17 protein-coding genes are annotated in these 13,327 nt (G+C 63.9%); 10 read left to right on the forward strand and 7 right to left on the reverse strand.

Going from position 1 to position 13,327, the window contains the following annotated elements; all coding sequences use genetic code 11:
- The first annotated feature begins 36 nt into the window (after positions 1–36).
- Positions 37–552: a DNA -binding domain-containing protein gene (locus tag QGN17_RS05430; RefSeq protein WP_281043479.1), complete on the forward strand. Its 516-nt coding sequence runs from the start codon at positions 37–39 to the stop codon at positions 550–552.
- A gap of 137 nt (positions 553–689) precedes the next feature.
- On the opposite strand, the gene ppk2 is transcribed toward QGN17_RS05430, so the two are convergent.
- Positions 690–1,448, reverse strand: coding sequence for a polyphosphate kinase 2 (ppk2, locus tag QGN17_RS05435; protein ID WP_281043480.1), 759 nt, complete (start codon positions 1,446–1,448; stop codon positions 690–692).
- Positions 1,449–1,800: 352 nt separating this feature from the next.
- Between ppk2 and QGN17_RS05440 the strand changes: the two genes are divergently transcribed.
- Entirely contained in the window at positions 1,801–2,004 is a 204-nt protein-coding gene (locus tag QGN17_RS05440) for a DUF5818 domain-containing protein (protein ID WP_281043481.1), read from the forward strand.
- Here the strand turns inward: QGN17_RS05440 and QGN17_RS05445 are convergent.
- Entirely contained in the window at positions 2,001–2,525 is a 525-nt protein-coding gene (locus QGN17_RS05445; RefSeq protein WP_281043482.1) for an alpha-ketoglutarate-dependent dioxygenase AlkB, read from the reverse strand. The genes QGN17_RS05440 and QGN17_RS05445 overlap by 4 nt on opposite strands.
- Positions 2,526–2,581: 56 nt before the next feature.
- Positions 2,582–2,812, reverse strand: a complete 231-nt coding sequence (locus tag QGN17_RS05450) for a hypothetical protein (RefSeq protein ID WP_281043483.1) — start codon at positions 2,810–2,812, stop codon at positions 2,582–2,584.
- A gap of 91 nt (positions 2,813–2,903) precedes the next feature.
- On the opposite strand from QGN17_RS05450, the gene QGN17_RS05455 reads away from it, so the two are divergent.
- Genes QGN17_RS05455 through QGN17_RS05465 form a run of 3 tightly spaced genes read left to right on the forward strand, consistent with a single transcriptional unit; the run spans position 2,904 to position 4,292 of the window.
- On the forward strand, positions 2,904–3,323 hold the full coding sequence (locus tag QGN17_RS05455; RefSeq protein ID WP_281043484.1) for a DUF1810 domain-containing protein: 420 nt from the start codon (positions 2,904–2,906) through the stop codon (positions 3,321–3,323).
- Positions 3,320–4,132 carry an exodeoxyribonuclease III gene (gene xth / locus QGN17_RS05460; RefSeq protein ID WP_281043485.1) on the forward strand — a complete coding sequence of 271 codons (813 nt, stop codon included), beginning with the start codon at positions 3,320–3,322 and terminating at the stop codon, positions 4,130–4,132. The genes QGN17_RS05455 and xth overlap by 4 nt, the downstream gene beginning before the upstream one ends.
- Positions 4,133–4,142: 10 nt before the next feature.
- Positions 4,143–4,292 (forward strand): hypothetical protein, encoded by a 150-nt coding sequence (locus QGN17_RS05465; RefSeq protein ID WP_281043486.1) that lies wholly within the window; start codon positions 4,143–4,145, stop codon positions 4,290–4,292.
- Positions 4,293–4,645: 353 nt separating this feature from the next.
- Here the strand turns inward: QGN17_RS05465 and QGN17_RS05470 are convergent, their stop codons facing one another.
- Positions 4,646–6,484, reverse strand: coding sequence for a CHASE3 domain-containing protein (locus tag QGN17_RS05470; protein ID WP_281043487.1), 1,839 nt, complete (start codon positions 6,482–6,484; stop codon positions 4,646–4,648).
- A gap of 100 nt (positions 6,485–6,584) precedes the next feature.
- Here QGN17_RS05470 and QGN17_RS05475 point away from each other — a divergent pair, with 100 nt between their 5' ends.
- Positions 6,585–6,824, forward strand: coding sequence for a hypothetical protein (locus QGN17_RS05475; protein ID WP_281043488.1), 240 nt, complete (start codon positions 6,585–6,587; stop codon positions 6,822–6,824).
- Positions 6,825–6,835: 11 nt separating this feature from the next.
- Positions 6,836–7,615: a hypothetical protein gene (locus QGN17_RS05480; RefSeq protein WP_281043489.1), complete on the forward strand. Its 780-nt coding sequence runs from the start codon at positions 6,836–6,838 to the stop codon at positions 7,613–7,615.
- Between the two features lie 17 nt (positions 7,616–7,632).
- Here the strand turns inward: QGN17_RS05480 and QGN17_RS05485 are convergent, their stop codons facing one another.
- The 3 genes from QGN17_RS05485 to QGN17_RS05495 all read right to left on the reverse strand — a co-directional run bounded on the left by QGN17_RS05485 (position 7,633) and on the right by QGN17_RS05495 (position 10,203).
- Complete coding sequence (locus QGN17_RS05485; RefSeq protein WP_281043490.1) at positions 7,633–7,782, reverse strand: hypothetical protein; 150 nt, start codon at positions 7,780–7,782, stop codon at positions 7,633–7,635.
- A gap of 157 nt (positions 7,783–7,939) precedes the next feature.
- Complete coding sequence (locus tag QGN17_RS05490) at positions 7,940–8,467, reverse strand: DUF1543 domain-containing protein (RefSeq protein WP_281045153.1); 528 nt, start codon at positions 8,465–8,467, stop codon at positions 7,940–7,942.
- Positions 8,464–10,203 (reverse strand): FAD/NAD(P)-binding protein, encoded by a 1,740-nt coding sequence (locus QGN17_RS05495; RefSeq protein ID WP_281043491.1) that lies wholly within the window; start codon positions 10,201–10,203, stop codon positions 8,464–8,466. Before QGN17_RS05495 ends, QGN17_RS05490 begins: the two co-directional genes overlap by 4 nt.
- 191 nt (positions 10,204–10,394) lie before the next feature.
- Here QGN17_RS05495 and QGN17_RS05500 point away from each other — a divergent pair, with 191 nt between their 5' ends.
- From QGN17_RS05500 to QGN17_RS05510, 3 genes are all read left to right on the forward strand, one after another.
- Positions 10,395–10,949 (forward strand): inorganic diphosphatase, encoded by a 555-nt coding sequence (locus QGN17_RS05500; RefSeq protein WP_281043492.1) that lies wholly within the window; start codon positions 10,395–10,397, stop codon positions 10,947–10,949.
- Positions 10,946–11,284, forward strand: a complete 339-nt coding sequence (locus tag QGN17_RS05505; RefSeq protein ID WP_281043494.1) for a low affinity iron permease family protein — start codon at positions 10,946–10,948, stop codon at positions 11,282–11,284. The genes QGN17_RS05500 and QGN17_RS05505 overlap by 4 nt, the downstream gene beginning before the upstream one ends.
- A 251-nt stretch (positions 11,285–11,535) precedes the next feature.
- Positions 11,536–13,326, forward strand: a complete 1,791-nt coding sequence (locus QGN17_RS05510) for an AsmA family protein (RefSeq protein WP_281043495.1) — start codon at positions 11,536–11,538, stop codon at positions 13,324–13,326.
- Position 13,327 lies beyond the last annotated feature (1 nt).

A 13,327-nucleotide genomic window follows, 5' to 3' on the forward strand; every position in this document is an offset into this window, starting at 1 on the left:
GCACGACCGGTTTGGTCGCGTTCGGTGCTTGCGAGCGTGCTCACAGCCAACGTGGCAAACATCCATGCGCCAGCTTCCGAACGGGTCGATCTCCGGCTACTCGCACCGTTCGTCACGATCGTCATCGGGCACAATGAAACGGAGCATCTCCTGTTCAGCGACGGTCGTCGCTTCCTGCGCATTGACGTCATCGAAGGAACGCTGATTGGCTGCCCTTCCTCACTGTCCTACCTTCTCAGGGGACTTACTCAGCTTCAGGGTCCGATAGCCTCTCTCAACCGGCTGGCCCGTCTGGTGAGCTTTGGCGGATTCCATGCCGAGAAGCCGTCTCCGAGCAAGCGGCATCACCGTTGGGTACTGGAATTGCGCGTTGCCGATGCGCTCGCCGGCGGAGCCGATCAGCAAGAGATCGCCCGCGCGCTCTTCGGACCAAGGATCGCCGACCGGCGGTGGCGATTGGACAGCCCATCATACCGCAGACAGGTGCAGCGCCTCGTCAGCGAGGCTCGATCAATGCTGCGGGCACCGCTGGCAATGTGGCGTAGGGCTTGAATGACGGAACAAGGCGTGGAAACAAGCTCGAACCAAATCAACCGAACAGAGTTGGCCAGGCCACGGCCTCGACGAGCAACCTATGCGACGGCCGACCAGACGCTCTATTGACGGATCGCCTCGGGGGCCGAGGCACGTCACTTCGCCAGGCGGCCGTCCTCGATCGCGGACTTCTCGAAGGTGAAGAGGATGTCGGGATCAGGGCCGTCTATCTTCGACCCGATGTCCGCCGGCGCGACCTCCTTCACCAAATGCCGTATCACCGCGAGCCGGGCCGGCTTCTTGTGATCGGCGCGGACGCAGACCCAAGGCGCCAGCGCCGTGTGGGTGCGCTCGAGCATCGTGTCGCGCGCCTTTGAATAGGCCTTCCATCTATCTTGAGCGACCTGATCCATGTCGCTGATCTTGAGCGCCTTCAGCGGATCGTCCTTGCGCGCCTCCAGCCGCTCATTCTGCTCGGACTTGTCGATGTCGAGCCAGATCTTCACGATCCTGATGCCGCTCTCGACGAGCATCCGCTCGAAGTCGGGCGCGTCGCGCAGGAACTCCGCCTGCTGGCCTTCGGTCGAGAAGCCCATCACCACCTCGACGCCGGCGCGGTTGTACCAGCTGCGGTTGAAGATCACGAGCTGGCCGCTGGTCGGAAGATGATCGACGTAGCGCTGGAAATACCATTGGCCGAGCTGCACGTCGGACGGCTTCGGCAGCGCCACCACGCGCGTGGCGCGCGCCGTGAGATGCTCGGTGATGCGCTTGATCGTGCCATCCTTGCCGGCGGCGTCCCGCCCCTCGAGCACGACGACCGCGCGCTCCCCGGTCTTCATCATCGACTGCTGCATCCTGAGCAGCGCGAGTTGGAGGTCGCGCACCTGCTTTTCGTAATCGTGCTTCTTCATGGGGCTGTAACATGCCAGCGCCGCCGATGTTTCAGATGGCCGGGGCCGGAGTGTGCACGCCCCGAACGACAAAGGGCCGCCCCGCGAGGGACGGCCCTTCCATTGTTCAGCCGCCGCGGCGGCATGTCGATCCCGGGATCCTGCGGCCCGCACCAACGGTGCCGGCGATCCCGGCGACGCCTCAGGCGCCGACCACTCCCGTGGAGCGGATCGAGCCCAGGTCCTGCCTAAGCGGCGTGAGACAATGAGACATTCGATCACCTCCTTCCATGCTGTTGAACTCGAACAGGGACATGGGGATGGAGATCCCGATTGTAAGACCCGATTCACGTCGCTCGACTAGGATTTGCGGATGAACAGGATCGGGACGAGGATCGACGAGACGGGAACGCTGGTCCGGGACGGCGGCGGCTTCGCGCTTCGGCGCGACGTCGGAGGGCGCTACCAGCTCGATCTCCACCGCGTGCCGGTAGACGAGGTCGAGAAGCGCGTCCGCATCGTCGGCACGCTCGTCTCGGAAGGACTCGTCGACGTCGACGGCGTCTCGATCGCCTAGATCAGGACCGACCGTCCTCGCGCCGACGCGCTGCGGAAGGTGACCGACCAACGCGTCCGATCCATCTCGACGATGCTATGCTCCCAATCGTGCCGCGCCTCATCGGACAGATGATAGGCACCGCGCGGCTCAAGCGGGAGCGAGGCGCGATCGAAGCGTCCGTCCGGCCGCCGACGACGGAACCGCATGTCGGCGGGCGCGCCGAGCGACAGCCCCACGACGTGCTCATAGATCGGGCGGTCGCGGTGCCAACCGATCCCGGCTCCGGGATCGTATCGGATCAGCAGCGCCTGGATCAGCGTTCCGGCGTCGATACCGGCGAAGGCGGCCATTCGATCACGGATCGGCATCAGCCAGTCGGGAATCGGATCGGCCCGCGCCGCCCGCTGCGTCTCGAAGTCGTAGCTGAAGCCGAACGAGCTGGTCAGCCGCCTCCCCGTCCATCCCTGGAAGCGGAACGGAGTCAGATCCGTCGCGTCGATCGCCGCGACCAGAGCGCGCTCCTCAGCTTCGTCGACCAATTCGGGCCGCGAGGCTAAACCAGGCAGGACCGGGGCGTCGAAGAGGTCGAGCACGGCTAGAACGGCATCTCGGCGACGAACTCCGCGAACTCGCGGAACGTGTCGCCGAAGGTCGGACGGCCGTCGACCACCACGACGGTGGCGAGTGCAGCCGCCTGCCGGAGGGCCTCCTCGCTGATTCCGTCATGTTCGTACTCAGTGCGCCACCGGAGCAACGCAGCAGCCCGATTGGCGTCGAGAGGCGGCGATCCGGCGGGGTCAGCACTGAAACCAGTCTCTATGAGCATACGCCCTATATAGAACATAGGACGAACGATCCAAGGGGCGATCATCCGCGCACCCGACTGATCCTCAATGCATCTCGCGCGTTGCACCCGCATGCCGTCACATGACCTCGAACACTTCGTATCCGCACAGGAGCAGACCTACGTCCGTGCCCTCGACGAGGTGCGCGCCGGTGCCAAACGCAGCCACTGGATGTGGTACATTTTCCCCCAGATCGCAGGGCTCGGGCACAGTCCGATGGCTCAGCGCTACGCCATCGCAGACCTTGAGGAGGCGAGAGCCTATCTCGGTCACCCCATTCTCGGCGGGCGGCTGCGCGAGATCGTCATGGTTCTCCAGGATCTGCCAGACGCCGAGCCAGAGGCGGTGTTCGGTCACGTCGACGCGATGAAGCTGAGGTCGTCCCTCACGCTTTTCGCCCTCGCGGACGCCGAGCCAACCTCACTGTTCCACCAGGCACTCGACCGCTGGTTCGATGGTCGGGAGGATCCGGCAACCGTTGCGCGGCTGTGAGGATCGCCACCTACAACGTCAACGGGGTCAACGGCCGCCTGCCGGTGCTGCTGCGCTGGCTGGAGGAGACCTCTCCCGACATCATCTGCCTTCAGGAGTTGAAAGCTCCGGACGAACGCTTCCCGGCCGCCGCCATCGAGGCGGCCGGCTACGAGGCGATCTGGCACGGCCAGAAGAGCTGGAACGGCGTCGCGATCCTGAGCCGCGTCGGCACGCCAGTCGAGACCCGGCGCGGTCTGCCGGACGACCCCGACAACACGCAGAGCCGCTACATCGAGGCGGCGGTGAACGGCGTCCTCGTCGCCGGTCTCTACCTGCCGAACGGCAATCCCCGACCCGGGCCCAAGTTCGACTACAAGCTCCGATGGTTCGAGAGCCTGGTCGCGCATGCCGCCGAACTCGTCGCAACCGACATGCCCGTCGTCATCGCCGGCGACTTCAACGTGATGCCGACAGACCGCGACGTCTACAGGCCGGAGCGCTGGCTCGACGACGCCCTGTTCGCACCCGAGGTGCGCGAGGCCTATGCACGCCTGCTCGCGCAAGGATGGACGGACGCGCTACGCGCCATGCACCCAAGCGAGACCATTTACACCTTCTGGGACTATCTCCGAAACGCCTACGCCCGGAACGCGGGATTGCGCATCGACCATCTCCTGCTCAGCCCCGCTCTCGCCCCCCGTCTCGCGGCTGCCAATGTCGACCGCGACGTCCGCGGCTGGGAGAAGTCGAGCGATCACGCACCGGTCTGGATTGAACTTGCAAACAAACCCGTCCGCGCATCGAGGCGGAAGGGGCCGAAGATCTGAAGGAGCGAACATGTCGATCGAGGACACCATCGTCGAGACACCGGACGGTCCGATGACCTGGGCCGAATGGAAGAAGAAGAACCCCGTGCAGGTGCCGTCGCGACGCACCAGGGGGAAGGATCTGCCCAATAAGGTGAAGGTCCGGACGGAGGACAAATAATCCTCGCGCCGGTCACGCCCGTCGCTGGTTCGGACAACATCGGCGCACACCGTATTTGAGAAAATCCCCAACAACTCGGGAACGGCTACCGGCCCGCGTCAGGGGGGCGCCGCCTCGGTGAAACGCCGGTTTTAGACGACGCCTTGATCGGGTAAGCCGTCGCAAAGCTGCAGCGGGATCGCGCGATGCATCAACCGGACACGCGTCTCGAGCCCTAGCCCGGAGATCCTATAGCTTCAGACCGGGTGGCGCCTTTTATTGCAGGTCCCGTTCGCGCGCTCTCAGCGCCAACAGCCCATCCGGTCGGGCCCTCGCTACGGCAACTGCCGCCTGCCCTTACTGGCTAGACGGCTTCACCCGTCGAGCACGTCGCGGACCTTCTTGGCGAGCGCCTCGATCGAGAAAGGCTTGGCGACGAACGCCACGCCGTAGTCGACGATGCCATTGTGGACGATCGCATTGCGTGTGTAGCCGGTGGTATAGAGTATCTTGAGATTGGGGCGCTCCCGGGAAGCGCGATCCGCGAGTTCGCGTCCCGTCATGCCAGGCATGACGATGTCGGTGAAGAGCAGGTCGATCCGCGGCTGCAACGCAAGCTGCTCCAGCGCCTGGTTGCCGTCGCCTGCCTGAACGACGGTATAGCCAAGCTCTCTCAGCGCATCCACCGTCATGTGCCGAACCTGAGCCTCGTCCTCGACGACCAGAATGATCTCGTCGCTCTGGCCACGCGGCAGCTCGCTGCGCTCTGCGGCCGTCAGTGCCAGCGTCTCCTCGCCGATGTGACGCGGCAGATAGAGCTTGATCGTCGTGCCCCGGCCGATCTCCGAGTAGATCTTGATATGGCCTCTCGACTGCTTGATGAAGCCGAAAACCTGGCTGAGCCCGAGGCCTGTCCCTCGCCCCACGCCCTTGGTCGTGTAGAAGGGCTCGAAGGCGCGCTCGATGACGCTGTCCGGCATACCGGTGCCCGTATCGGTCACCGACAGCATCACATATTGTCCGGCGGTGACCTCGTCGTGCGCGGCCGCGTAGCGCTCGTCGAGTTCGCAATTACCTGTCTCGATGGTGAGCTTTCCGCCATCGGGCATGGCATCGCGGGCATTGACCGCGAGATTGACCAGCGCGCTCTCGATCTGGGCTGCGTCCGCGCAAATCCGCCAGAGGCCGCCAGCGAGCACGGTCTCGACCTGCACCCGTTCGCCGAGCGTGCGCCGGAGCATCTCTGACATGCCGCCCACCAGCTTGTTGGTGTCGAGGACTTTTGGTTCGAGCGGCTGCTGGCGCGAAAATGCCAGCAGACGAGCAGTTAAGGTGGCGGCGCGCTCCGCACCTTCCGAAGCGTTGTCGAGGCATTGCGCGATCTTGGGATGTTCGCTTCCTGTAAGGCGCCGCCGCGCGATGTCGAGGCTGCCGATGACAATCGCGAGCATGTTGTTGAAGTCGTGCGCGATGCCACCGGTCAGCTGGCCGACCGCTTCCATTTTCTGGAGTTGGCGCACCTGGCTTTCGGCGGAGTGGCGATCCTCGATCTCCTTGGTGAGCTTCTGGTTCGCGCGCTCGAGGGCCGCGAGCCTGCGACTGGCATCGCGAACTGCGAAATAGGCGAGAATGAGCACCAGTGCGGCGCTGACGAACAACGCGGCCCGCGCTGCGATCGTGAACCAGCGGAGGCTCTTGACGCGGTCCGCCAGCAGCCGGTTTTCCTCCGAAACCATGCGCGCCAGCACGGCTCGGACCTCTACCATGTAGCGCCGGCCCGTATCCGTGCGCGCCACGGCGACTGCGTCCCGGCCCCGTCCGAGATGGGCGAGCGCGATGCTTCCGCCCAGTTCGCTCAGCTTTTGCTGAACCGCAGGGCGAAGATCATCGAGATTTTGACGTTCTCTTGGATTGTCGGCCGTGCCCTCGCGAAGCGCATCGAGTTCGGCGGGAATGCGCGCCACCGCCGCCTGATAAGGCGCAAGATAGATGCTCTGTCCGGTCAGGAGGTAGCCGCGCTGTCCCGATTCCGCGTCGGTGATAAGGCTGCCGATCAGGTTGATGCGATTCTCGACCTCCAGCGTGTGGCTCACCCAGCCTACGGCCGCCTCTTGGCGTGCGGACAGCCAGATCGCAGCCACGGCGCTGGCGATCAGCAGCACGAAGCCAAGACCGAGCGGCACCAGCGCTCGAAAGGAACGATGCGTCAACATGCTTCACTGTCCGGATGCAGACCGCTTGCGGTCGTCACCCCCCGCCAGGAAGCTATACGGAGAGCGTTCGAAACCGCAACTCTCGTCGCTGGACGATCATATGTCGGCAGCGACCATGGAAAGCGGCGCAGTTCCGCAAATCGCGTGCTTCACGCGCTCAATCTTCATCGGCCCCCGTGGCTGCCCGTGGATCGAGAAGGATCGACGTCCGTTTAGCGAAAAGGCCGTAGCTCAGACTGCGCCCGAAACAATAATAATGGAGATGGGCATGCCGATTCTTCTCTGGCTCCTGGGAGTTCCGATCCCGATCATCCTCATCCTGCTCCTCGTCTGGCATTGAGAGGAGCGAACATGCCACCTGAACTCACACGCGACCGCGTCGAGGCGGCGCGCTCCGCCGTCAACTGGGCTTCGGTCTTCGCTGGAGCCGTCGTCGCTATTGCGACGACCTTGATCCTCATCGCCCTGGGCTCTGGCCTTGGCTTTGCGGCAGCCTCGCCGTGGCCGGGTTCCGGGCCGACAATCACGTCTTTCGCGATCGGCGTCGGGATCTGGCTGATCGTCACCCAGTGGCTGTCCGCAGCGTTGGCCGGCTACATCACCGGACGCCTGCGAACGAAATGGACCGGTATCCACACTCACGAGGTGATGTTTCGCGACACCGCGCACGGCTTGCTCGCGTGGGCGGTGGCCACTGCGATCGTCGGGGGTGTCGCACTGTCGGCGACCGTCTCGGCATCTGGGGCGGCGGTGACCGCATCGACGACCGCCGTAAACAACGCGGCCGATACGCTGCTTCGTACGACGCATCCGGGCCCCGAAAGTTCGGCGGCAGTCCGCGCTGAAATCACCAGGCTGCTCGCGCGCGACGATCTTCAGGCCGATGACAGAAGCTATCTTGCCGCAGAGGTCTCTGCACAGACGGGCATCTCGCCCCAGGAAGCCCAACAGAGGGTCGATGCTGCTTTGACGTCGATCCGCGAGGCCGCCGACAAGGCCCGTAAAGCATCGTCGGCGCTAGGCTTCTTCACGGCTCTCTCGATGCTGATCGGAGCGTTTATTGCGAGCGTAGCGGCGGCGTACGGGGGCCACCAGCGCGACGAAACGGCCGACTTGATCGACGCGATCTGAACGGTTGACTGGAACGCTCAATCGACACCAGAGCGCTCCAACCGCGCGTAGCCCGATTTCCGGGCTGCGCGCGGCGACAATCCCTTTTCGGGCTGATGAAGGGAGCGGAACCGCGGCATGTCGACTTTGACGAGGCCCTTCAGGGTCAATTCGCTGGCGGTCTGCATTCGTGAGGCTCATTGTCGGACGTGCGATGGCACCCGACCCGCGCGACACGTCAGAGCGGCATTCTGGAAGCTGCGGACGAAAAGGCTGTCTCACGTTTCGCGAGCAATAGGGGCGCGATGCAGCAGCCATCAAAACAGTAGCTTGAACGGGCCAGCTTCACGCGCTGAGGTCCGCCTTGCGGTTCCTGATCGGTAGATATTCGCATGTGAAATGAAGCGGGTGTGTCTGCTCACTCCGGATGAGATGGATATAAAAGCGCTGATCGCTCCCTACACCGTCCAGCGCAAATGCCTGCTCAGCTTCGTAAAGATCGTCGCGATGGGCCGCATCCCAATCTTTGACCGTCCGTAGCGCGCGACACTTCGCCTGGGCGACGCCCTTGGCGACGACGAACATGTTGCGATGCTTTTCCGAGAAATCGGCCGGGTCGTAACCGCCGAGATTGACGTAATAAAGCCTCTCGGCCCCTTCATAGGGCTCGGATCGAAGCGACACATCGTATCCATCGGCATGATCGATCTCGGCCCAGCAATCGATGTGGAGGCTCCCGGGCCTGCCCCACCATTGACGCCGAAGCTCATTGTGGGTCTGGTCAATCGAGGAAGCGACGACGAAGCGCATATCGTGGACTTCGATGTTCGCCCGCGCGACTTCGCCGCCGATGTAGATCGCGAAAAGCTTTATACCGTCTCCGTTTCCGGCCGGGCTTGGTTCGGGGACGTTCCCACGTCACGGTCGAGCGCCTGAGCGAGCTGCTCGCCGACGACCAGCCCCATTTCGTGCGAGCTGGTGATGCCTTGGCTAAAGGGGTGCCGGCCAAGGATGAAGGGCAGGCTCAGGCAAAACAGCCGGTCTGCCGGAATATCGTCTGCCACGGGGTGAAACTGATCGTCGATGGCGATGCCTCTTGGTGGCGTGTCATCGGCCGTCGGCTCGTCGTGGACGATCCCCTGCTTTCGAAGCGAGGGAAAGGGAAAATCTTTGGCCTCCAGCGGGCGCTGACCGGTCGCCTCGATGAACGCTGGGAAATGGATGTGCCGCTCGCCGAGATGGAGGGTCGCGCCGCCCTCAGCGCAATGGCTGTCGATAGTGTAATCGTCGCCGAGCTCGATGAGGTCGAGCTTCCCGGCGCGATGCAGCGCGAGCATCCGCTCGATCGATTCATGCGGGACGGTCGCATAGTCGTCGACGAAGACCGGCTTCCAGAATCGCGAGAAGCACGCGAACTCGGCGTCGTCCAGGTGCGGTATGATGAGCTCGATCACCTCGTGCATGCGCAGGATCGCGTATCGCCAAGGGACCGTCGTCTCGGTCTCGAAGTTCCGCCTGGCTTCTTCCAGATTGCGCTGCGCCCAATCGAACGGGTCGGCGGCGATCCGCTCCGCGAAGAAGCGGTCGCAGAATTCCTCCATGTCGAGATCGGCGAGGTCGATGCGCGCGGCATAGCCCGGATCGGCTGCGGCCAGTTCCTGCTTGAAGAGCGCATAGGCCTTTTCCAGCAGCTTTTCGTCGGCGTCCGCCTCAATGAGCATCTGCATCGCCTCTTTCGTGCAGATCGACAGCGGCTCGTAAGGGATCGGGTGGAAGAAGTCGGCCTCCGGCAGGAGCCCCTTGCGCGACATCATCGTCAGCCGGAAAGCCTCGGCATCGGAATTGGGCCGGTAGCGAAGATCGTCACCTTGCTCGAGAAAAGAGCCATGCTCGACGGCAACCGCGACAGCCGCATCGATGGCGGTAAGCGAGGTTCCGCGAATACCGACGTGGCCGGGCGAAATCCTGGCGAGCGCGGATGCGGGCCAGGGGCTGAGGAAGTATCCGGGTCGCACTTCGGGCTCCTCCGGCCATTGGTGTCCAGTCGCCATGACGACATGGTCGAAGCGCGCCTGGAATGCCTCGCCACGCCTCGGCTGTATCGACAGGTGGATGCCGTCGGTCCGGTTGACCGCATCGGTGACGCGGCAACGAGTCCGGACGTCGACATTCACGTCCTTCGCCCGCGCCCGGTCCAGGATCGCCTCAAACTGGTCCCTGAAGTACTCGCCCAGCGCGAGGCGGGGATAGAAGGCGCGATCGTCGATGTCGCGATGATCGATCCCGAAGGTGCGCAGGTGGTCGACGGGTTGCCGTCGGAGCCATTCGACCAGCGTTTCTTCCAGCGGAGGCAATTCGATGCTCGCGATGTTCGACAGCATCGCCGGGTCGTTCCAGCCCGGGCGATACGGTGTCCCGCGACCGGCAACGGACTGCTCCTCGAAGATCGTCAGCGCGTATGGCGCATCGGCACGGCTCACCAGCGCATGCAGGGTGTAGATGGTCGTCGGGCCCGCGCCGACGAAGGCGACCGATGGATGCATATTCGCATAATGCGCCGTCGAGCGTTCGGTGCCCTGTCGAACAAGCCGAGCGCGCTTCAATGCCAAAATGCTGATCCATGTTTTGAAACCTCGGGCACGCATCGATTTCCAGCCTGGTCGGCCTGGCTCCGCCTGCGCTGTCACACCGCAAGGATCGACGCCGGTCGCGCAACCGGGCGGTTCGGATCAAAATCGATGATCGGCCCGTTCGACCGGTCACACAGGCGCGGTGCTCACCGCAGGAATAGGACGATCAAATGGACCTGGCAGCGATCGCGCACCGACTGGATGCCGAACAGGGGATTTGCCGCGTCGTCATCGAAACGCCCAAAGGCAGCCGCTCGAAATACACTTGGGACGCGTCGATCGAAGCCTTCGAGCTTTCGGCCTTGCTTCCTGCCGGCATGAGCTTTCCACTCGACTTCGGGATGGTGCCCTCGACGCTCGCGGATGACGGGGACGCGTTGGACATATTCGTGATCGGCGAAGAGCCTGCCGCCGTCGGATGTGTGATCGACGTCCATATTCTCGGCGTCATCAAGGCAGAACAGACGGAGCGCGGGCACACCTTTCGCAACGACCGTCTTATCGGCCGCGGGGCGCTTTCGGTCAGCTACGATCATGCCCGTCATGTCTCCGACCTCGGCACGCCGTTCGTCGAGCATCTCGGCCGGTGGTTCGCCAACTACAACGCACTAAAGGGCAAGGGCTTCGAAGTCATCGGAATTGGCGATTCCGCCGAGGCCATCCGGCTGATTCAGGATGCGGCCCGGCGATGGGAGGCGGCGCGCATAGCGAGCGTCGGACCATGATCCGGCCGCTCTACCGCGCCACCCGGCACGTCTCGAACACGATAGCCGATGCCGCGGGGCATCCGGCGGCGCAACTGGGCGTCGTCGTGCTGTGCGTCGCGTGGTGGGCGCTTGGCGGCAGCGAGACAGCGCTTGCGTCGTCGGTCTCGATCGGAAGCTTTGTGCTGACCCAGATGGTTCTAAACCAGCAACGTCGCCGCGAACTCGCACTCCAGCTCAAGATCGACGAACTCATATTGTCGAAGCGCGGTGCGCAGGACGAAGTAGCCGGCATCGAGAGTAAGACGGAAGCCGAGATAGAAGAGATCCGTGCGGGCCGGGAGGCCGGCGAATAGCCCTTGCCCGCCACCCCATCCTGTTTAGGAGCGCTCCTCTAGCCTTGCCAAGCTGGCGACAAGACGCGAAGCCACGACTTGCGGCTAGCGTGCCATCCCGCCCAGAATTTTCACGGCGGCTTGGGAGAAATTGAGGTCGCGCTCACCGTCTGAGCGAGGCTCCACTCGGAAATTCCGTTCACGCACCAACCCGAGAGGGAACGCGTCGCCCCGCGAAGCGTCGAGCAAGCGTGGTTGTCAGGTCGATCCTGTTGCGTTTCACGATCGGCCTGGCAGCTCTTTCCATCTCGATCCTGGCAGTCTTGTTGTACCTGCCGGTCGATCGCCTTCGCGCTCCGATCGAAGCCGCGTTGAGCCGGCGGCTCGGAACGCAGGTACGGATACACGCCTTGTCTCGCGTATCGGCACCATCTTTCACACCGCTCGTCGACATCCAGGGCTTGAGCATCGACCAGCCCGGTTGGGCCGGACAAGGTCATTGGGCCGAGGTCGATCATGCGCGCTTCCGTCTGCCCCTGATCCCGGCGCTGTTTGGTCGCTTTCACCCCCACGACTTGGTGATCGACGGCATGCGCCTGTTGCTCGAGCGCAGGCGGGACGGCAAGAAAAACTGGACGGCAGGGTCGAGCCAGAGGCAGTCCATGGTGTCACCCGCAGGCTTGCGCATTCACAATAGTCGCATCGTCTATCGGGACGCCAAGCGAGATCGCGCTTTCGACGCTCGGTTTGCGACACGCCCGGATGGCGCCCTCATTCTTTCCGGAACCGGCACCGTCCGCGACCGGCCAGTCCGGATCGTCGCGCAGGGCGCGGCCGTCGCCCATGGCGGGCCGTGGCCGTTCTCGGCGAGGATCGAGGGTCCCACGTTGCGCTTCGCGATCGCGGGAGCGATGGACCGTGCGCTCGACAGTCAAGACATGACGATCGACGTCTCGGCGCGCGCCGACGATCTGAAGACGCTCGATGCCATCATCGAAGCGGGACTTTTCGAGACCCAGGCGGTCAATCTGGCCGCGCACGCGCGGCACGAAGGCGGCACCTGGACAATTACGGGGCTGCGTGGCTCAGTCGGCCACTCCCACATTACAGGGCAGGTTTCCGTCGCCAATCGGTACGGCCGACACAGGATCGACGGCTCGATACTCGCGGATCCGCTCGATTTCGCCGACTTAAGCTCGACCGAGCATCTCGCGCAGCAGGCGGCCTTGAAGCGGCAGGGCAAGCAGCGGCTGATCCCCGACACGCGGGTCGATCTGGCCAAGCTCGCCCACACCGATGGGGTCATCAGGCTTGACGCCCGGCAAACCGTCGGCAGCGCCTCGCCGCCCTTGTCGTCGATCAAGGCCACTCTGACGCTCGATCACGGCCTACTCTCTGTCGCCCCGATCGAAGCCCGGCTCACCAAGGGCGTCGTGACCGGTTCGATCGACGTCGACCAGCGCGGTCGGGCCGTGCCGCTGGTAACGATCGCGCTCGCTCTGACGAGAAGTGATCTATCGGCGTTCAGCCCGCAGTCGAAAGTCGCCGGCCAGCTTGCGGCACGTGTCCGCCTCGTCGGCGCGGGCCGCTCGATCGGCGACGCGGTCGGCCATTCGAACGGCCTGGTCCATCTCGTGACGGGGCAAGGCCGGCTTCCCGCTCGTGTCGCAGCGATGCTCGGGCTGGATGCCGGCAGGGCGCTGACAAAGTCGCAGGCCGACCAGAGTGAACTCCGGTGCGCTCTGCTCGACATGCCCGTCAACAACGGAAAGGCAGCGCTCGGCGCGATGCTGCTCGACACGAGCATGTCCCAATCGCGCGGAACAGGCCAAATCGACCTCGCGACCGAGAGCGTTGCGCTGCGTCTCACGGGAGCGCCGAAGAAAGCAGGGTTGATCCAATTGCCCGGCGCGATCGAAATTGGGGGCACGCTAGCCAAGCCGAGCGTCTCGCTTCCCCGTAGAGACAAGTCGGCGGGTGCCGTGTTCAAATCGATAGGACGGGCGATCAAGGGATCCCAGCCGGTATCGCAGGACGTAGATTGTACGAAGCTCGTCAGATAAG

The organism is Sphingomonas oryzagri (assembly GCF_029906645.1).
In the GTDB taxonomy this organism is placed as follows: domain Bacteria; phylum Pseudomonadota; class Alphaproteobacteria; order Sphingomonadales; family Sphingomonadaceae; genus Solisphingomonas; species Solisphingomonas oryzagri.